The organism is Alteromonas genovensis (assembly GCF_010500895.1).
Taxonomy (GTDB): Bacteria; Pseudomonadota; Gammaproteobacteria; order Enterobacterales; family Alteromonadaceae; genus Alteromonas; species Alteromonas genovensis.
The window spans coordinates 1-19,512 of record NZ_JAAAWO010000002.1 but is presented as its reverse complement, the minus strand read 5'-3'; the positions used below and the strand labels follow the sequence as shown (position 1 = coordinate 19,512).

At 45.2% G+C, this 19,512-nt stretch carries 16 protein-coding genes and 1 other RNA gene; 7 read left to right on the top strand and 10 right to left on the bottom strand.

What is annotated here, in order from left to right; all coding sequences use genetic code 11:
* The first annotated feature begins 88 nt into the window (after nt 1-88).
* A complete protein-coding gene (locus GTQ48_RS02895; protein ID WP_163105099.1) occupies nt 89-553 on the top strand; it encodes a hypothetical protein in 465 nt (154 codons plus the stop codon).
* A 185-nt stretch (nt 554-738) separates the two neighbouring features.
* On the opposite strand, the gene GTQ48_RS02890 is transcribed toward GTQ48_RS02895, so the two are convergent.
* The 4 genes from GTQ48_RS02890 to tkt all read right to left on the bottom strand — a co-directional run bounded on the left by GTQ48_RS02890 (nt 739) and on the right by tkt (nt 6,204).
* Nucleotides 739-1,638, bottom strand: a complete 900-nt coding sequence (locus tag GTQ48_RS02890) for a fructose bisphosphate aldolase (RefSeq protein ID WP_163105098.1) — start codon at nt 1,636-1,638, stop codon at nt 739-741.
* 278 nt (nt 1,639-1,916) lie between these two features.
* On the bottom strand, nt 1,917-3,092 hold the full coding sequence (locus GTQ48_RS02885; RefSeq protein ID WP_163105097.1) for a phosphoglycerate kinase: 1,176 nt from the start codon (nt 3,090-3,092) through the stop codon (nt 1,917-1,919).
* 92 nt (nt 3,093-3,184) lie between these two features.
* Nucleotides 3,185-4,195 carry an erythrose-4-phosphate dehydrogenase gene (epd, locus tag GTQ48_RS02880; protein WP_163105096.1) on the bottom strand — a complete coding sequence of 337 codons (1,011 nt, stop codon included), beginning with the start codon at nt 4,193-4,195 and terminating at the stop codon, nt 3,185-3,187.
* A 17-nt stretch (nt 4,196-4,212) separates the two neighbouring features.
* Complete coding sequence (gene tkt, locus GTQ48_RS02875) at nt 4,213-6,204, bottom strand: transketolase (protein WP_163105095.1); 1,992 nt, start codon at nt 6,202-6,204, stop codon at nt 4,213-4,215.
* A 418-nt stretch (nt 6,205-6,622) separates the two neighbouring features.
* Here tkt and metK point away from each other — a divergent pair, with 418 nt between their 5' ends.
* Nucleotides 6,623-7,768, top strand: coding sequence for a methionine adenosyltransferase (gene metK / locus GTQ48_RS02870; RefSeq protein WP_163105094.1), 1,146 nt, complete (start codon nt 6,623-6,625; stop codon nt 7,766-7,768).
* A 384-nt stretch (nt 7,769-8,152) separates the two neighbouring features.
* Nucleotides 8,153-8,629 carry a hypothetical protein gene (locus tag GTQ48_RS02865; RefSeq protein ID WP_239059973.1) on the top strand — a complete coding sequence of 159 codons (477 nt, stop codon included), beginning with the start codon at nt 8,153-8,155 and terminating at the stop codon, nt 8,627-8,629.
* Nucleotides 8,630-8,700: 71 nt separating this feature from the next.
* Here GTQ48_RS02865 and GTQ48_RS02860 read toward each other — a convergent pair whose 3' ends face one another.
* Entirely contained in the window at nt 8,701-9,234 is a 534-nt protein-coding gene (locus tag GTQ48_RS02860) for a 3'-5' exonuclease (RefSeq protein ID WP_163105093.1), read from the bottom strand.
* A gap of 356 nt (nt 9,235-9,590) precedes the next feature.
* Between GTQ48_RS02860 and GTQ48_RS02855 the strand changes: the two genes are divergently transcribed.
* A complete protein-coding gene (locus GTQ48_RS02855) occupies nt 9,591-10,334 on the top strand; it encodes a substrate-binding periplasmic protein (RefSeq protein WP_420837585.1) in 744 nt (247 codons plus the stop codon).
* Between the two features lie 203 nt (nt 10,335-10,537).
* Here GTQ48_RS02855 and rnpB read toward each other — a convergent pair.
* Nucleotides 10,538-10,889: RNase P RNA component class A (gene rnpB, locus GTQ48_RS02850), an RNA gene on the bottom strand.
* 202 nt (nt 10,890-11,091) lie between these two features.
* Here rnpB and GTQ48_RS02845 point away from each other — a divergent pair.
* Nucleotides 11,092-11,832: a peptidylprolyl isomerase gene (locus GTQ48_RS02845; protein WP_239059972.1), complete on the top strand. Its 741-nt coding sequence runs from the start codon at nt 11,092-11,094 to the stop codon at nt 11,830-11,832.
* A 163-nt stretch (nt 11,833-11,995) separates the two neighbouring features.
* On the opposite strand, the gene GTQ48_RS02840 is transcribed toward GTQ48_RS02845, so the two are convergent.
* Entirely contained in the window at nt 11,996-13,114 is a 1,119-nt protein-coding gene (locus GTQ48_RS02840) for an MDR/zinc-dependent alcohol dehydrogenase-like family protein (protein WP_163105092.1), read from the bottom strand.
* Between the two features lie 272 nt (nt 13,115-13,386).
* On the opposite strand from GTQ48_RS02840, the gene GTQ48_RS02835 reads away from it, so the two are divergent.
* Nucleotides 13,387-16,254, top strand: a complete 2,868-nt coding sequence (locus GTQ48_RS02835; protein ID WP_163105091.1) for a M16 family metallopeptidase — start codon at nt 13,387-13,389, stop codon at nt 16,252-16,254.
* A 274-nt stretch (nt 16,255-16,528) separates the two neighbouring features.
* On the top strand, nt 16,529-17,560 hold the full coding sequence (locus GTQ48_RS02830) for a branched-chain amino acid aminotransferase (RefSeq protein ID WP_275405596.1): 1,032 nt from the start codon (nt 16,529-16,531) through the stop codon (nt 17,558-17,560).
* A gap of 131 nt (nt 17,561-17,691) precedes the next feature.
* Here the strand turns inward: GTQ48_RS02830 and GTQ48_RS02825 are convergent, their stop codons facing one another.
* Genes GTQ48_RS02825 through GTQ48_RS17585 form a run of 3 tightly spaced genes read right to left on the bottom strand, consistent with a single transcriptional unit; the run spans nt 17,692 to nt 19,193 of the window.
* Nucleotides 17,692-18,252: a cytochrome b gene (locus GTQ48_RS02825; RefSeq protein ID WP_163105089.1), complete on the bottom strand. Its 561-nt coding sequence runs from the start codon at nt 18,250-18,252 to the stop codon at nt 17,692-17,694.
* A 22-nt stretch (nt 18,253-18,274) separates the two neighbouring features.
* Nucleotides 18,275-18,847, bottom strand: coding sequence for an ATP-binding protein (locus tag GTQ48_RS02820; RefSeq protein ID WP_163105088.1), 573 nt, complete (start codon nt 18,845-18,847; stop codon nt 18,275-18,277).
* The gene (locus tag GTQ48_RS17585) at nt 18,822-19,193 is read right to left on the bottom strand and encodes a histidine kinase dimerization/phospho-acceptor domain-containing protein (RefSeq protein WP_163105087.1); all 372 of its coding nucleotides are present in this window, start codon (nt 19,191-19,193) and stop codon (nt 18,822-18,824) included. Before GTQ48_RS17585 ends, GTQ48_RS02820 begins: the two co-directional genes overlap by 26 nt.
* Nucleotides 19,194-19,512: the final 319 nt, after the last annotated feature.

The following is a 19,512-nucleotide window of genomic DNA, read 5'->3' as shown; positions in this document are numbered from 1 at the left end:
AACAGCTAACCGTATACGAAGTGAGAACATTGAAAAAGTAGATGACATGGTAGTGTGACTTTACCAACAAAAAGGTGGCATTAGGTATATGCATAATCATCATGGTGAATACAAAAGTGCAGTGAGCGAGCAGCTTGTACTTTTTTCTGCAAGAGGCCCGTGGAATGACGAAACAATGCGACATGGCGTGGTCAAATTCTCAAAGCACATAGAAGCGGTGTCAAGCAACGCAGACAACCCAAGCAAGCAGTGGGCGCAATTAAGTGTGTTATATGGTGAAAGCCTTATGCCTCCCTCCACATTTGATATATTTATTAAGCAAACCTCTATTCGTAAAACTCGAGGGTTAGCATTACTTGCAGTAGTGATTAAAGATTCTGATGTGGCAATGACAATAAGACAGCAATTGCGCTTTTGTTACGATGCCGCAAACATCGAATATGCGTTTTTTGATGACATTGATGCCGCCCTTAACGCTATTTCACAAGCAGAGTTGCGTTTTGATGAGCAGGAAGTCAGGCAGTTTTTAAGTCAAAATGACTTTTCATCTTGAGTCAAATGCCCTTTCGCTTTCTTTATGAAAACGGGATATTTCAGCACTGAATAAACAGACATAAAAAAGGAGAGCGATGCTCTCCTTTTGTTTATGTTTATTTTTCAAAGCTCATATTTCGAAGCTTCTGTCGCAAAGCTAATGCCGCTTGTACCGGCAAAGCACAATGCCATACAAGCGCTAAATTAAGACTTAGAAGCAGTATAAATACCGTCAATTGCGGTATCGAGTAGTGCTTCAAATTCTTCTTTAGACTGCTGAGCCGAGGTACCCTCGGTAAGTGCGCGAGAGAAGCTTGCGATCATGCCTTGGTTTTCTGACAACTTTGCATTAGCGTCGTTGCGAGTATAACCACCCGATAAGGCAACTACTTTCAGTACACGTGGATTGTCTACTAACTCTTTGTAGAAGTTAGCTTGGTCAGGTAGCGTTAGTTTTAACATCACCTCTTGCCCTTCACTTAACAAGTTAAGTTGAGTAAGGATCTCAAGCTTAAGGAGTGCTTCAGCTTCGGCTTTCTGCGGGCTGTGAATATCAACCTCTGGCTCGATAATAGGCACAAGTCCTGCGGCAAGAATTTGCTTGCCTACTTCGAACTGCTGCTCGACAACAGCTTTAATACCCTGCTGGTTAGCTAGCTTTACTACGCTTCGCATTTTAGTACCAAACACGTCTTGCGCCACGGCTTTCGCTAGCAATGCGTCAAGTTCTGGCATCGGCTTCATGAGCTGTACGCCATCACTTTCTTCCTGAAGCCCTTTGTCTACCTTCAAAAACGGAATAACACGCTTCTTCTGCCACAAATAATGAGCAGTGGACATGCCTTCAATTTCTCTATCTAAGGTATTTTCAAACAAGATGGCGCCAAGAACGCGCTCGCCACTGAAAGGAGCACTGGTAATAATACGAGTGCGCATGTCGTGTACAAGGTTGAACATTTCTTCGTCTGAACTGTATTGTGACTCTTCAATGCCGTAAAGACGTAATGCTTTCGGTGTACTGCCGCCGCTTTGATCTAGCGCTGCAATAAAACCGATTTGTGTGTTGAGTTTATCCAGCATAGATTGCTGAGCTTGTGATGCCATTGCAACACTCCTTTTGTATTGTTCTGCCTATACGACAGCTGTAGGGTTTATAGTTATTTCGTCAGCAAACATCACTGTAAAGCTAACCAGTCCTTCTTCACAAAGAACCTTTTTTAAAAAAATTTTTCGAAAAGCGTCGTTTTCGAAAGGCGCTTACCTACACCATGTTATTGCTGTTTTCAGTATAGGTAAGCACCGGTAGCATACTAGGCGCTATTTCTTACGTTATAGTTTCAAGTGAGTTAATTTGATTAGCTAACTTGAGGCAACGACAGCGCTTATTTATTTTTTTCTTCTAGTATCGCTACAGCAGGCAGTGTTTTTCCTTCAAGAAACTCAAGGAATGCACCACCGCCTGTTGATATGTAAGAGACCTTATCGGCAATCCCGTACTTATCGACTGCTGCAAGTGTATCACCGCCCCCTGCAATAGAGAATGCGTCACTTGCTGCAATTGCCTCAGACAGGGCTTTCGTACCTGCGCTGAACTGTTCAAATTCAAATACACCCACCGGGCCATTCCACACAATAGTGCCCGCATTTTTAATAATGCTTTCCAGAGCTTTCGATGAGTCTGGGCCAATATCAAAAATCATATCTTCATCAGTAACTTCAGACACGTGCTTTAACGCGGCCTCGGTATTTTCATCAAACGCTGCGCCTACCACTACATCGGTTGGCACAGGAATGTTTCCGCCGTTAGCCTGAGCGTCGTTCATCAACTGCGTGGCTTGTTCAGTTAGGTCCATCTCAACTAAAGACTTACCTACATTGTGGCCCTGGGCAGCAATAAATGTGTTGGCTATACCGCCACCTACAATAAGCTGATCGACCTTTTCTGCCAGTGTTTTTAGTACGGTTAGCTTAGTCGATACTTTTGACCCACCAACAATGGCCACCATTGGACGCTTAGGATTATCTAGTGCTTTACCTAGTGCATCGAGTTCGGCAGCTAGAAGCGGCCCAGCACATGCTTGGGTAGCAAATTTCGCTACACCATGTGTAGAAGCTTGTGCACGGTGAGCAGTACCAAATGCATCCATCACGAAAATATCGCACAGTGCAGCATATTGTTTGGAAAGGGTTTCGTCGTCTTTCTTTTCGCCTTCATTGAAGCGTACGTTTTCTAGGATCACTAGTTCGCCATCGGAAAGTTCAACACCGTCTAGGTAATCTTTAACTAGCTTTACAGGTACATCGAGGGCGTCGTTTAGGTAATCGACAACAGGTTGAAGTGAAAACTCTTCGGCAGGCTCGCCTTCAGTTGGACGGCCAAGGTGAGACATCACCATAACGGCAGCACCAGCGTCGAGCGCTGCTTTAATGGTTGGAATTGATGCTTTAATGCGAGCATCTGAGGTTACTTTGCCGTTTTTAACCGGTACGTTTAAATCTTGTCTAATGAGAACACGCTGACCGTGCAAGGCCATATCGTTCATACTTGGAATTGGCATCATCTTTCCTATGTTAATTTAAAAATGTTGTCATTCATTAACGTGTGAAAGCTGCGCGGGTTGGTGCCACCAACCCTGGCAGCATTTACGATTTATTTTGCTTCAAACATCACTTTGGCTGTGTCTAGCATTCGATTTGCAAAGCCCCATTCATTGTCACACCACACCAGAGTTTTAACTAACTGCTTGTGGCTTACGCGAGTTTGTGTGCCATCTACAATACACGAGTGCGGGTCGTGATTGAAATCTACTGATACCAAAGGCTCTTCGGTGTAGTCTAAAATTCCCTGCAAGCGACCGTCTTTTGCGTTTCGCAACGCTTGGTTAACTTGCTCAATAGACACTTCACTTTTAAGGCTAACACTTAAGTCCATCGCGGTGACGTTGATGGTGGGTACCCGTACCGCAATTGCTTCGAACTTGCCTGCAAACTTGGGTAAGATACGCTCAATTCCCGCCGCCAAGCGCGTATCTACAGGAATGATAGATTGGCTTGCAGCCCGAGTCCGACGTAAATCTTCATGGTATGCATCGATGACCTGTTGATCGTGCATTGATGCATGAATGGTGGTAATTGTGCCACTTAGTACACCAAATGCCGCATCGAGAGCCTGAATAACAGGGACAATACAATTTGTGGTGCACGAGCCGTTAGAGACTAATTTATGGTCACTGGTTAAGGTATCTTCGTTAGTACCGAAAATGACTGTGTTGTCTAAATCGGGCGAACCTGGGGATGAAAACAGCACTTGTTTAGCACCCGCATCGAGATGAGACTGCCCTGAAGCACGATCATCAAATATACCGGTACATTCAAGCACAATGTCTACACCTAGGGCTTCCCAGGGAAGATTGCTAATTTCGGCTTCAGCTAGCAGCTGTATATCATCGCCTGCTACCGACAGTGTTTTATCTTTTAAGGCCACATCGAAACGAAACCGCCCGTGGGCGGTATCGTATTTCAGTAAATGTGCAATGCCTTCGGGCTTGGCAATGTCGTTAATGGCCACAACATTAAACTCGTTATTACGCCCACTCTCGTAGAGTGCGCGTAATACGTTACGACCAATTCGACCAAACCCATTTATGGCAATATTTACCATTGGCTTTTATTTACCTCTTACAGAGACAGCGCGGCCTCTACGACAGCGTCGGTAGTAATACCAAAGTGCTTGAACAGGTCGCCCGCAGGTGCCGATTCGCCAAAGGTATCCATACCAATAATAGCGCCATTAAGGCCAACATACTTATACCAGCTATCTTTTGACAGTGCTTCAACCGCCACACGCTTGGTGACTGACGAAGGCAATACGCTCTCGCGGTAGTCTTTCGACTGGCGATCGAACACGTCTGTTGATGGCATTGATACCACGCGCACGGCCTTGCCTTGCTCGGTTAATGCAGCGGCGGCTTCTACAGCCAACTGAACTTCAGAACCCGTTGCAATAAGGATAAGTTCAGGCGTGCTGTCACTATCGATAAGTACGTAGCCACCTTTCGCAATATCAGCCACTTGCTGTGAGGTTCTTTCTTGCTGCGCTAAACCTTGGCGCGTAAAGATAAGTGTGGTTGGGCCGTCAGTACGCTCGATTGCCGACTTCCAAGATACCGCTGATTCAACTTGGTCGCAGGGGCGCCAGTTATCAAGATTCGGTGTAGAGCGAAGCGCAACCACTTGCTCAACAGGTTGGTGGGTTGGACCATCTTCGCCCAAACCAATTGAGTCATGTGTGTACACAAAAATAGCAGGTTGCTTCATTAGTGCAGCCATGCGCACTGCGTTACGTGCGTATTCCATAAACATTAAGAATGTTGCACCGTATGCTTTAAAGCCGCCGTGTAGCGTAATGCCATTCATCATGGCAGACATACCAAACTCGCGCACGCCGTAGTAAACATAGTTACCCGATGCATCGTTAGCTTCAACGCCTTTACTGCCTTCCCAAATTGTTAGGTTAGAGCCTGCTAGGTCAGCAGAGCCGCCTAATAATTCTGGCAACAATGGACCAAACGCATTTAGCGCATTTTGAGACGCTTTACGCGACGCAATGTTTTGCGGATTAGCTTGCAGCTCAGCAATAACTGCATCTGCTTTGTCACTGAAATCTGCAGGCAGTTCACCGTTAACACGACGCTTAAATTCTGCGGCTAGTTCAGGGTATGCGGCTTCATAGGCTGCAAAAGCGTCGTTCCATGCCGACTCTGCTTCGCCGCCTTTACCTTTGCCATCCCACTGAGCATAAATGTCATCAGGAATGTCAAACGCGCCGTGTTTCCAGCCTAGCTTTTCACGTGTTGCTACAATTTCATCATCACCTAATGGTGCACCGTGACAAGACTCAGTCCCCTCTTTGTTTGGAGAACCAAAACCAATAGTCGTTTTACAGCAAATAAGGGTTGGCTTAGCGCTGTTTTCTTGCGCTTTTTCGATGGCCGCTTTAACTTGCTCAGCATCATGACCGTCTACACCTTCAATTACATCCCAGCCGTAGCTTTTGAAGCGTGCTGGCGTGTCGTCAGTAAACCAACCTTCAACTTCACCGTCAATCGAAATGCCGTTGTCATCCCAAAACGCGATAAGCTTGCCTAAACCTAAGGTACCTGCAAGTGAACACGTTTCGTGTGAGATACCTTCCATCAAGCAGCCATCACCAAGGAATGCATAGGTATAGTGGTCAACAATGTCGTGGCCATCGCGGTTAAACTGGGCTGCGAGTACTTTCTCAGCTAGCGCCATACCGACTGCATTGCTCACGCCCTGGCCTAGTGGGCCGGTAGTGGTTTCTACACCTGGTGCATAGCCATACTCTGGGTGACCTGGAGTTTTAGAGTGCAATTGACGGAAGTTCTTCAGCTCTTCAATCGGCAGTTCGTAGCCTGAGAGATGAAGTAGCGAGTATAAAAGCATCGACCCATGACCATTCGATAGCACGAAGCGGTCGCGATTAGCCCATGATGGGTTAGCTGGATTGTGAGATAAAAAATCTTGCCATAATACTTGAGCAATATCAGCCATCCCCATTGGGGCGCCTGGGTGACCTGATTTAGCTTGTTGAACCGCATCCATACTTAGTGCACGGATAGCATTGGCGAGTTCGCGACGAGAGGGCATGTTGTCTCCTGGTTATAATTCGTATCTAAGCGAGCGTGGAGGTAAGTCGCGCTTTCGACTTAAGCTCTGCGTTTTATATACGTTTGAATGTGGCGTTATTCTTACCCATGCCACCGCACAGTTCAATGGGTTTATAATGCCAAAAGCGAAACTACTCACAAAAAATGGTCTATTACGCAGAACACACGTAAATGCTCATTGATAAAACGCAAATTTGTATGTCAATACTCGACTCCGATGGATTTCAATACTCAACTAAAAAAGAGATACAAAAAGAGAACCTGATCGGTAAATGTCAACAAATCGTAACGGTTTAGAGCCACAAGACTTTTAGACGTCTAGAAGTAAAGACTGGTATTTATAACTTGATTTAGTACAATACAAATAATTTCGATAATTAAATGCAAACGGAGTACACATGGCCACGAATCTATTCACTTCTGAATCGGTTTCTGAAGGACATCCGGATAAAATCGCTGACCAAATATCAGATGCAGTGCTTGACGCTATATTAGAACAAGACTCTCGGGCACGCGTTGCCTGCGAAACCTATGTAAAAACAGGCATGGTTTTGGTTGGTGGTGAAGTTACCACGTCAGCGTGGGTTGATATTGAAGAAATCACTCGAAATACAGTGAAAGAAATTGGTTATACTCATTCAGATATGGGTTTTGACGCTGATTCGTGCGCCGTACTTAACGCTATTGGTAAGCAGTCTCCCGACATTAATCAGGGTGTAGACCGCGCTAGCTTAGAAGAGCAAGGTGCAGGCGACCAAGGGTTAATGTTTGGTTACGCAAGTGACGAAACCGACGTGCTTATGCCAGCGCCTATTACCTACTCGCACCGTTTAGTACAAAAGCAAGCTGAAGTACGTAAATCGGGCAAGCTTGATTGGCTGCGTCCTGACGCGAAAAGCCAGATCACGTTTAAATACGAAAATGACAAGCCTGTTGGCATTGATGCAGTAGTGTTATCAACACAGCATTGCGACTCAGTGTCTACTGATACCGTTCGCGAAGCAGTCATGGAAGAGATAATTAAACCTGTTCTGCCAAGCGAATGGATTGATGGAAATACCCAATTTCACATTAACCCAACCGGTCGATTTGTGATTGGTGGCCCAATGGGCGACTGTGGTTTAACCGGCCGCAAGATAATTGTTGATACCTACGGCGGTATGGCACGTCACGGCGGTGGTGCATTCTCAGGAAAAGATCCATCAAAAGTTGACCGCAGTGCCGCTTACGCTGGACGTTATGTAGCGAAGAATATCGTAGCGGCAGGTTTAGCCAAGCGCTGTGAAATTCAAATTTCTTACGCTATCGGCGTTGCGCAGCCTACCTCTATCAGCATCGATACTTTTGGTACCGGCGTGGTTGATGAAAAAACATTGGTTGCGCTAGTGCGCGAACATTTTGACCTTCGCCCTTACGGCCTAATTAAAATGTTAGACCTTGAGCGTCCAATTTACCGCGCAACTGCGGCCTACGGTCACTTTGGTCGTGAAGCTTTCCCTTGGGAAGCGACTGACAAAGCCGAAGCGCTTAAAGCATCGGTTTAGTAAAATAAACTAGGCGTGTCAGCGCCGCCAAAAAAGCCCTCGTCAATGCGAAAAGCATGTTCATAGCGGGGGCTTTTTGTTTTTTAGAGTAAAAGAATTTGCGTTAAGTATTTTAAATGCATTTCCGTAACCTGCATTTTTGTCTATGCTTAGATAAAAGCTATTTATTCATTTAATAGTTAGCCAATTAATAAGTAGCTGTTAAATATGTAGCCAGAAAAATACGTACTGCATCAGCGTGATACCGTAGACGCCGACAAGCAGTGCCATAATAGGATTGTTGAGCAAAGAGTGGCGCTTTTATTCTCTACTTCTTTACTCCAAACTTCTTTGTTGCTGATTGTGTTGTAACAAGCAATGAAATTGACACTTAAAGTGAAACACATGACAACCAAGCGCTTCTACGTTTTATTGCTACTATGCGGACTCTGTTTTACCGCTAGCAATGCGAGTGCGCGTGAAAGAAGTGTGGAATCTAACTTTGGTCCCATTCATTTTAAAAGCGCAAAGATGGCTAGCTGGCAGCTGAAAAGCCGCTACAGACCGCATTCCACAACTGAAACCCATCAGTACGACAGCAGCTTTACTTACCCTGCCGGTTCGCAAACGTTTGTGAGTGCCAAACGCAGTTTTAATACACGTTTACCTCAGCATGTGTACGCCACGTACAATACGAAAAACACGGCATTTAGTCATTACGCAGAGTGGCTGTATGTTCCAACAGATATAGGCACGTTTACTCGGTTAGGATGGCTTTTAGGCGATAACAAAGGGTTGAACATGGCAGTAGAAATTGAACATCGACAGGTTGGAGAAGAAGAAAACATGGCGCTTTCTCTAGGTGTGCATTACCTCTTTTAAGGAGTTTTGTTTCAAAGGCATGTTCTTAGTTCGTTTGGGCTTTATTGGTTTTGCACTTTTTTGTTCGGCCCTTATTTACTTTGTTTGGGCGACCGGTGAGTCTTTTTACTGGTCTTAATCTGAGTTTGTATAAACGTTTGCTGGATTAAATAAGCGTCGGCACTCGCTCTATGTCGCTGGGTATCTAAATTAACTGATAAATCATCCTTCACCTCATGCCAAATGTTCATCTGCGGCTCGCTCAAAATGTATTCCATTGCCCTGCACGTAAATGCCATCTCTACCTGAGCGGCGCTAAACAGCTTAATCAGCCATGGATTATCAACCACCCAACCGTCACTGTATACTATGGTATTGCCTAAAAAGCGATTAAGCTCGTGACACACTCTCACAGGTTCTACTCCACGAGTGTGAAGCATTTCTTTTGTTATACCGTGCAGTTGTTCGGCTTTGTCATCCCAGTGGATCCACGAATCAAATGGGCGGATCAATTTACACCACTTTGCACCATCATAGCGCACGATACCGACTTCAATGGGGTAACTCGCCGCCCCAAAACCACTTGCTTCAACATCGACGATAGAAGGGAGCCATCTATTTTGCACTTTTTCTCCGCATAATTAATTAGTAGCACGTTATATTGCCTACAAACTGTGCACACGTCCTAAAGGGTTGCTGTACATTTTTTCTTTTAGGCAACTAAAAGCCAACTCAGCTGAATATACGCACTTTTTCTTACTTTTTACTTCTAGCATCGCAATAGTAGAATCATGCCACTTTTCATCATCGTTAGTTTGCACTACTCTGACTACATGGGTTGCGTTTAAAGCGTCTCGCTTATTAATAAACAATACCTAAAAACTTCTAAACAACCGATGCAAGCATTGTTGATAGAATCTTTAGCCTTGTTTGTAAATGATGCAGTGTTAACGAGCGACTTTTTACGATGTGGATGGACCCAGTGAAACGACGAATATATCGAATTTTAGTAAAGATATTGCTGCTCTCGTTAGCCTCTTCAGCCTGTATTGCCAAGGAGTCACTGAGATATAACCTTGGCACTTCCGGAAGCTCAATTCCTTATGAAAATGCGGTTGATGACTTGCGCCCTGGCATAATGGTGGAATTGCTACCATTGATTATGGACGCTGCAGGATTAAAAACTGAAAAAGTCATGCTATCCACTAAGCGAGCTGCGCAGGCGTTTAAAAATGGGGCCCTTGATTTTGACTTTTTCAGCCCAGAGTGGGTGCCACCAAACGAGGCCAACGACAACTTTGTTTTCACCGACCCTATTATCGACGTAACAGAGTACTTTATTACGCTTCCAGAAAATGTAGACCGTTATCGCACTCGTAACCAAATTCGTAGCGATAGCATTGTTGGTACCGTAGAAGGCTATGTTTATTTTGACGCTAATACCTTTACGCCACTCGCCTTTCAATCAGAAAGTGACCTCATATTGGCTTTGCGTAATCAACGGATAGAAGTGGCAATTATGGAAGAGGCTGTTGCTCGCTATTGGTCTGCTAAACACGGTGTTGAAATTAGTTTTGGCGCTATTCACACTAAAGGCTCACTCTCCCTTCGTTTGCACAGCCGACACAAAGATAAAGTAGGTACGTTAAATAACGTGATACAGAAGTTAAGCGCTGAGGGGAAGATTCAATCAGTAATCGACAAATACGCCGATTTTACAATCTAACTGCCAGATAGCAGCTATTTGGCTATGTTTGCCATCGAGTTATTGACTAGCTATTACCTTGCAAAGGAGCTTTTAAGAAGAGCATGTACGAAAAGCGCCTAATAAAAGTTTCATCGCTTTATCGTCGAGTAAGGCAAGCTTGCCGACTATCGAACGTGTCGACTAAAGAGGCAAACAACGTGCTAACTTCGCTTACCGAATAAAGGTGGAGTTGGCCGATAAGCCGGGTTCTGTCGTGGGCAACCATTCCTCTAGATCAGCAATTACTCACTGATTCAAGCAACCTACCCGATCCCCATGCGGGCCACACGTTAAGGGATCCTATTTGGTCTTGCTCCGGGTGGAGTTTACCTCGCCACACTCTGTTACCAGAGGTGCGGTGCGCTCTTACCGCACCCTTTCAGCCTTACCGGCATGTAAACATGCTTAGGCGGTCTTCTCTCTGCTGCACTTGTCGTCGGCTTGCGCCGCCCAGACGTTATCTGGCACCCTGCCCTGTGGAGCCCGGACTTTCCTCCCCTTTCTTGCGAAAGCGGCGATTGCCTGGCCAACTCCGCGGCGCATTCTACAGTAAGCCAACATTAATAGCGACTAGGCAACAGTGTTTGAATAGAAAAAATGCGGATTCATCTTTATTTGTATTCGTTTCGGCTTCTACCGTAGAATCAGACTCTCATTTTTTCTATAAGCGTATAAATTGATGTTTACTTTAGCTAAATCAAACTCTTTACGAGTAATGGGTGTTCTAGGTCTGATAATGGCGAGCACAGTACAGGCCACTGTGGTTGAGGTACGAACCGCACTAGGCAACGTACAAATAAATCTTTTCGATGAAGAGACTCCTGAAAGCGTCGAGAACTTTTTGGACTATGTAAACTCAGGGGCTTATGCAAACACAGTGATACACCGCTTAGAGCCAGGCTTTGTCGCGCAAAGCGGTGGTTTTGTTTATAACGGTATGTTCCCTCTTGATAGCGTACCAACAGGAACGCCTGTTATTAATGAGCCAACGTTATCTAACGTTCGCGGCACTATTGCAATGGCAAAGCTTGCCAGTTCACCAGATAGCGCCACATCACAATGGTTTATTAACCTATCTGACAACAGCGCAAACCTAGATGTGCAAAATGGCGGGTTTACCGTGTTTGGCCAAGTGTTAGGTAATGGCATGGAAGTGCTTGATGCTATTGAAGACCTACCACGTTTTAATTTAGGCGGCGCAGCGGACTCTATTCCGCTGCAAGACTATACCAACGCCGATGCGAATAATGATGTTGAAGTAACAGGCGACAACTTGGTGATTATTACTGACGTAGTAGTGACAGATAGCGCAACGGTGACCAACCCAGATATCGTTCCTGTTGAAAATACGTTGATAGACGCAGCCACTCCGGATGTTCCAGGCTCTGGTAACAATTCGTCTGGCGGAGGAAGCTTAGGCTTTTTCCTACTTAGTTTAGCGCTGGTTTGTCGCTGGGTTAAGTTTAAACGCTCATAAACTTCTAGCTGCTGTTACAAAGCCTTTAGCGCTACTGTAGAGCCTTTAGCTATAAAAAAGCATTTAGCGGCCAAATAAAAAGCCACCTCTTAGTAAGAGGTGGCTTTTTTAGTATTACGAAAACAGGCTTCTTCTAAACTCAAGTCAGCCTTATCAACAAACTCTATTTCTGAGGGTTAATTAAATACTTCTCGCCGGTTTTCTTTGCATTATATTGAGCTATTCTTTCAGGCTGCAATGCCTCTTCTAAGCTTAATACATCAGTAAAGTCGCTTTTAAACGTGGTGTTAATTTCATTGGCCACGCGTTGATGTAGCGCACCCACTTTTTCAGGGGCTAGCTTGCCTAAGAAGCGCATTAATAGCCACCCGCCAATTCCCCAAGTCATGCCGTAGGCACGGTTTAATATAGTAGGTGAGAAGTCTAGGCCACCGTAAATATACACTTGTTTGTTGGCATCTGAGCCATAGGTATTAAAACCTTCCGCGTCTTTGCTTCCAACCGCCTCCATTGCCGTTAGAATGTCGCTAACCAACTCGCCCCCACCTATGGCATCAAAGGCCAATGTGGCACCGGTTTCTTCAATGGCTTTGTAGAGGTCTTTCTTAAAGCTATCGCTTGACGAATTGCACACGTATTTCGCGCCAATCTCAGTGAGTAAATCTGCCTGAGACTGCTTACGTACTATATTGACCAAGGGCACGCCTTCGGCAATACAAATTTTGTTTAGCATAATACCTAAGTTAGAGGCCGCGGCTGTATGCACTAATGCGCTATGACCTTCCATGCGCATAGTTTCTACCATACCCAATGCAGTTAGCGGATTAACAAATGAAGACGCGGCTTGCTGTGGCGTAGTTTCTTCTTTATGAACGATACACGCTTGAACCGGAACGCAGCAGTACTGCGCAAAACACGCCCCCGAGAGCACTGCTACTGTTTTACCCAACATAGACTGCGCCGCTTCACTTTCACCGGCAGCTACCACTACGCCAGCACCTTCATTACCGATAGGCAATGACATGTCTAAGCGGGATTTTATACGAGGTAGTAAACCAGGATGCACGGGTGCCGTTAGCTGCCCGTTGTCTGCATTGAAGGTCGCTTCATTCAAATTTGCTGGGCCAAACATGGGCCACATATCAGACGGGTTGATAGGTGTGGCTTCAATTTTAACAACAACCTGGTGCGCTTTTGGCTCAGGAATATCCGAGTCAACGAGGTTAATTTCTAGCTGACCTTGCGAAGTAATTTTTGTTAGTAGTTGTTTTGATGTTGTCACAGTAACCATTCTCCGTGTAATTATATTTAGTAATAGCGTTTGCTTATAACCTTACGCTAGCACTAAGAAAAGCCGCACGCGAATAACTTAGGTGGATAGGCAATCATAAGAGTTAGTCGGTACACGGTGCTGGCTGTTGTACTTATGCAGTCAGTTGTACTTTACAAAAAAAGCACTTTCGCCTAGTTCTAAAACCACCAGCAACTTGTACCCATCACCAATAATTACTATTGTAGAGCGATTAGCATCCACTTAAAAAAAGGATTTACTCCATGAAAGCAGGCACTTACCTCTTTGGTATTTTTGCTTTGGCAACGGCGGTAACCGCATGTGCCCCTACAGCGCCATCCTCTAAAGATATCGCAAAAAAAGAAACGAAGGCCGAAGAAGCAGGTCTTAAAATCGATTACGAGAAATATCAGTTAGACAACGGCTTAACCGTAATTCTACATGAAGATAAATCTGACCCTATTGTATCCCTTGCCACTGTGGTGCACGTAGGCTCAAACAGAGAAAAGCCCGGTAGAACAGGTTTTGCCCACTTCTTTGAGCACATGGCCTTTAACGATTCTGAAAATGTACCTAAAGGCGCCAATCGCAAAATGATCCCTGAATTAGGTGGTAGTCGAAATGGAGGAACCTGGAGTGACGGTACTATTTACTACGAAGTGGTGCCAAAAGATGCGTTTGATAAACTACTTTGGATAGACTCAGACCGTTTAGGCTTTATGATCAATACGGTTACCGAGCCGACTCTTGAGCGCGAGAAGCAGGTAGTAAAAAATGAAAAGCGTCAGCGTGTGGATAACCGCCCTTACGGCCATACCGACCACGTTATTCGCAAAGCGCTTTACCCCGCTGGACACCCTTACAGCTGGACGGTGATTGGCGACCTAGAAGACTTACAGGCGGCGACACTAGATGATGTAAAAGGCTTTTATAACGAGTTTTATACCCCATCGAACGTAACGCTAGTGATTGCCGGTGATATCGACATTGAAGCAACAAAAGAAAAAGTGGCTTATTGGTTTGGCGAAATTGATGCCGGCAAGTCGGTGGCTCCGATAGAGCCTATGCCAGTGTCATTAGACAGCGATATTACTCTGGTACATGAAGATAATTTTGCGCGCCTTCCTGAAATTAGAATTACGCTACCTACTGTTGAGCAATATCACCCTGATGCATACGCCCTTGATATGCTTGGCGAATTACTGGCAGGGTCTAAAGACACACCGCTATACCAGTTACTCGTGACTGAAAAGCAAGTGGCTCCAAATGTTTCTGCTTATCACTCTGCGCAAGAAGTTGCTGGAACGTTCACACTGCGAGTACGGGCAAATTCAGGCCAACCGTTAGATGAAGTCCATGCCCTTATTGAACAAGGTTTAGCCACTTTCAAAGAGAAAGGCGTTACCGATGCTCAGCTGACTCGCATACGCGCGCAAACCGAAACCGCGTTTTATGAACAGTTTGAAAGCATCCTTAACAAGTCCCTTCAGCTTGGAATATACAATGAATATGCACAATCTCCTGATTTTTATACTACTGAAATTGCACAGATTAACAGTGTGACTACCGAAGATATCATGCGTGTATTTAGCAAGTATGTACTAAACAAGCCCGCCGTTATTACCAACTTCGTTCCTAAAGGCGAAGTTCAACTTGCTATGGACAACGCCACCAAGGCAAATGTGGTTGAAGAGCAAATTATTGAAGGGGCGGAAAAGGAGTTTAACGAGTCGGATAACGTCGTATTCAAACGCACAAAGACGAACAACGATCGCAGTGAACCCGCACTAACAGACTTACCTGCTATTAACGTACCCGATGTGTGGCAGCATACTACCGAGTTAGGTATTAATGCGTATGGTATTGAAGATACCGAGCTGCCATTGGTGAATTTCAGCATGCGCTTTCCAGGGGGCCAGCTGTTAGACGCAAGCGGTAAAGAGGGCACATCAGCACTACTTGCCGATATGTTATTTGAGGGTACTGAAAAAAGAACGGCGGCAGAGTTTGAACAAGCGCTTGGCCTACTTGGTGCGTCGGTTAACGTAAGTGCATCGAAGTACGATATTACGCTTCGAGGAAGTGTGCTCGCTAAAAACTACCGCAAGACAATGGCGTTGGTCTCTGAAATGCTCACCATGCCTGCCTTTAAACAAGCTGATTTTGATAGAATAAAACAAGCTCAACTGACGAACATCAAGCAGAGTTTAAGTAACCCATCGCGCACAGCATTCAACGTGTTCTCTACCAAACTTTACGGCGATAACCACCCATTAGGCGTTGCCACAGGTGGAACGCTCACCAGTATAGAAAGTATTACGCTGGAAGATGTTGAAGCCTTTTACGCAACCAACATCAAGCCACAAGGTAGCCAATACCACAGTGTTGGTGCGGTAGATAAAGCGTCGGTAATTGCCGCGCTCTCCTCATTCAGCGATTGGTCTGGCGCAACGGCTTCGCTGCCTAACCTAAAACCTGCCACTACGTCGAAAGATAGCCGCGTATTCTTTATTGATATTCCAGATGCAAAGCAATCTGTTATCTATATGGGCAAGCTGCTTCCAAATGCACAAAACGACGATATTTATCCCATTGAATATGCCAACACATCTCTGGGCGGTGGCATTAGCGGGCGTTTAGCCCAAACATTGAGAATAGAGAAAGGCTACACCTACGGCGCATATTCATATGTGAGAGGTGGCCCTTATCATTCAGCATTTATTGCAAGTTCGCAGGTGAGAAGCAATGTAACTAAAGAATCGTTAGAGGAATTTAAACGTCTTGTGGGTGATTACAAAGACACCTTTAACGAGAAAGATTTGTCTGTCATGCAAAACATGGTGATTAAAGGCAATGCGCGAGCGTTTGAAACCTTGGGAAGCAAGCTACGTATGCTAGAGGAAATCAGTGAATACAACCGCCCCTCTAATTACGTAGAGCTACAGCAAAACTATGCACTAAATGCCAACTTAGATGAGGTGCACCGGGTTATCGAGCAGTATATGCAGGAGCCAGCCATGATTTATGTTATTGCGGGCGACGGTAATACTCAGCGAGAAAAGGTTGCTGCATTCGCGGCGTCTTTAGACTCGCCTCTGGTAGAACTGGATATTCACGGCAGAAAACTCTAGTGCACTTTAGTACGCTTTAGACAGCCTAAATACACGGTAATACTGAGAATAAGCCGGAGGCTGCAGTGTGCCCTTCGGCTTCAGCATTTTAAGCGCTGGTATAAAAAGTGCCAGCATCGTAAGGCCCTAGCAGCATAAAAGCATAGGGCCTTTTCTTTGTGTCGAGAAAGCTCAACGACTCTCTTAAGTTTACATTTGGCATCACAAAGATTATTTCCTTTTGCACATTCTTTTAGCAAACAGGGTAATTTTTGATAAACTCACCGCAGTATTTTTGAGAACACATAAACAGGAAACCCCAATGGCCGTATTCGGTACCGTATTCATGCCTGAAATGGCGCTTACCCGCTTTGAAAACGACGCATGGTCTGAGACTGAGTTTGTCAGTTCAGGCGCCATACAAATGCATCCTGGCGCGCATGTTCTTCACTACTCGAGCACATGTTTTGAGGGTCTTAAGGCGTTTAAGCACGAAGATGGCAGTATTAACATTTTTCGTATGGACAAAAATATCGAACGCTTTGCACAAAGCAGTCGTTTACTCAACTTGCCTGAAATAGATAAAGCGCAAGTAGAAGCAATGATTATCGACGTGGTATCGAAGTACAGCTTGGAGGTGCCAGAGCCTCCTGGTTCAATGTATATTCGTCCAACGCATGTAGGTACTGAAGCGTCTATTGGGAAAGCAGCCGCACCGTCGGCCACATCAATGCTATACGTGCTGTTATCACCCGTTGGTGATTATTTTGCCGGTGGTTTAAAGCCGCTTCGTCTTTTGCTAGACGAAACGGGCATGCGCTGTGCGCCGCACATGGGTATGGTAAAAAGTGGTGGTAACTACGCCAGTGCATTACCGCCTATCCTAAAAGCGAGAGAAGAAGTGCAGGCCGATCAAATTCTGTTTTGCCCAAATGGTGACGTACAGGAAACTGGCGCGGCAAATTTCTTACTTATTGATGGCAACGAAATCATCACCAAAGGCCTAGATTCTAGCTTCCTGCACGGTGTAACTCGCGCGACAGTTCTACAACTAGCAAAAGACCATGGCATGACGGTAAGCGAAAGAGAGCTTACGGTGAGTGAGCTGCTAGAGCGTGCAGCCAAGCCTGGCGCAGAGGCTGCTCTATCTGGTACAGCGGCAGTGCTAACGCCTGTGGGCACGCTTATTCACAACGAAAAAGAGTATCAAGTAGGTAACGGCGAGGCAGGCCCAGTTACTATGAAGCTTCGTCAAGCGCTGAACGACATTCAGTGGGGCAAGGCAGAAGATACGCATAACTGGTTAGTAAAAATTAATCCGGAATAAGCAAATTTCCATTTTCAAAGTGGAAACGAGTGGGCGTAGCAACTAATTATATAGTAACTATTTACATAGTAGCTATTTATAGAGCAAGTACGCCGCTCGTTTTATTCATTTTCCTTTTAACTCATTACTGCTTAAATCTGTTTACCAAGCATCCGGCGCAGCGTGCCGTCTTTGTCGATAATATGATGTTTTAATGCGCCAACAATATGTAAAACCAGCGCGCCAATTACCACATATCCTAAGTAGAAGTGAACAGCACTGCCAAGCTTCGATAATTCATAATTAATCGGCAGGGTTTTCTCTGGGTCTTCTACGCTAAAGTTTTGTGCAAACACTTCAATGCCAAACACATCAAGACCATGACCACCTAGCACAGAGCCCATTAGCCCTGAAATTGGCATTAACAGTGTTGCGCCAATAAGCACCCAATGAACCACGTGGGCAAGGCGGTGTTCAAGAGCGGTGTAATTTCCCGCCGCTGACGGCCAGCCATTTTTAAATCGCCAAAACACCCGAGCTAGCGCAACGAATAAGATTAGAAAACCAAACGCTTTGTGCCATGGAAACAGGGTGTATACACCGTTTTCCGCCATGTAAACACCTGATGCTAAAAGCCCAATAATGGTTATGCCTACCAGCCAATGCAATACTATTGTGGTTGGGGCTAATTTGTTTTGCGTGTCGTGCTTCATTGTCTTCCTTTTGTGTGTGTTATTAATGCGTTTCGAGTACTAGCGTCACCAATACTCCGTTACTTGTTGTGCGCTGTTGATAAGCCCAAGTCAACTTGCCAGTAAGCTTATCTAGCAATTTTAATCCAATGCCAAAGCCGCTGGCTGATTCTTCACTATTGTTGACGTTAACGTTTCTTTCTGCACCAGTAGCGTTGCCTGGTAAATTAGCAGTAGCGAGGGCTTTAGAGGCATCTTGCTCGTTTTCTTTTTGATCTTCCTCTTTTTGCTCTTCATTGACAACTTCAAGTTGATTATCACGTAGCGAAATCGCCACACTGCCACATTGGGTGTGTTGATAGGCATTGCGAACTATGTTGCCAATGACAATCTCACTAGCCGTTTTTGGTAAAAACAGCTCACACGCCTCAAGGGCTAACGTTACCGAGACATCCTTACCTTTACGTAAATACTTTAAATCTTGCGCTAATGTAGAAACCATTGCTTCTACATTGACTTGTTCTATCGGCAGGCTGTCTTGGTTATCTCGACCAAGCCATAGTAAAATCTCAGTTAAATCAGCCATAGTTTTAGAAGCATGATCGATGCGCTGCATTAGTTGCCTTTGAGTTGCATGGCGTTGTTACCCTATGCATTAGGGCTAAACTGCTGCGCACAACGGCAATAGGCGTTCGCAATTCATGGCTGGCATGATTGACGAACTCTCGCTCACGATTCAGGGTGTCGCGTACATCTTTCAAGCTGGTATGAATAATGTGGGCAAGCGCATCGAGCTCTTTGTAGCGAAAAGTAGAAATAGGCGCATCTAATTTAGCTTCATCTAAGTCTGCCGCCCAACGCTGAAGTGACTCTACAGGACGAGACACACTGCGCATAAGAAACAACAATGCCACTCCTAAACTGATAAGCGCCACAACACCGATAACGATGTTGTAAACCACGTGATTAACTTTAGTCCCACCAGCTTCGTTTTTAGGCGGAGCCGAAAATACCTGAGAGACAAAGCGGGGTTCACCATCTGGCAACGTGATGAGTATGGCAAAACGAGCCGATGTAGGGCGCTAGTACCACACAGGAATAGTCACATCTTTAAGCAGAGTATTTGGGGTAAGCTGACTTTCAGGAAATATGGCCGCGAATTCAAGTTCGAAGTGCACCACTCACTAAATTAGGCCGCTCCGCGTAATTGATTAAATACAACTTCAGGTTGTTTGTAACCAAGGCACTTCCTTGGTCTCAAATTCAGAGCACGTTGTGCTT

Coding starts and splice junctions, on each gene's coding strand:
- GTQ48_RS02895 (WP_163105099.1), top strand. CDS start 89: ATGCATAATCATCATGGTGAATACAAAAGTGCAGTGAGCGAGCAGCTT.
- GTQ48_RS02890 (WP_163105098.1), bottom strand. CDS start 1,638: ATGGCATCACAAGCTCAGCAATCTATGCTGGATAAACTCAACACACAA.
- GTQ48_RS02885 (WP_163105097.1), bottom strand. CDS start 3,092: ATGCCAATTCCAAGTATGAACGATATGGCCTTGCACGGTCAGCGTGTT.
- epd (WP_163105096.1), bottom strand. CDS start 4,195: ATGGTAAATATTGCCATAAATGGGTTTGGTCGAATTGGTCGTAACGTA.
- tkt (WP_163105095.1), bottom strand. CDS start 6,204: ATGCCCTCTCGTCGCGAACTCGCCAATGCTATCCGTGCACTAAGTATG.
- metK (WP_163105094.1), top strand. CDS start 6,623: ATGGCCACGAATCTATTCACTTCTGAATCGGTTTCTGAAGGACATCCG.
- GTQ48_RS02865 (WP_239059973.1), top strand. CDS start 8,153: ATGACAACCAAGCGCTTCTACGTTTTATTGCTACTATGCGGACTCTGT.
- GTQ48_RS02845 (WP_239059972.1), top strand. CDS start 11,092: ATGGCGAGCACAGTACAGGCCACTGTGGTTGAGGTACGAACCGCACTA.
- GTQ48_RS02835 (WP_163105091.1), top strand. CDS start 13,387: ATGAAAGCAGGCACTTACCTCTTTGGTATTTTTGCTTTGGCAACGGCG.
- GTQ48_RS02825 (WP_163105089.1), bottom strand. CDS start 18,252: ATGAAGCACGACACGCAAAACAAATTAGCCCCAACCACAATAGTATTG.
- GTQ48_RS02820 (WP_163105088.1), bottom strand. CDS start 18,847: ATGCAGCGCATCGATCATGCTTCTAAAACTATGGCTGATTTAACTGAG.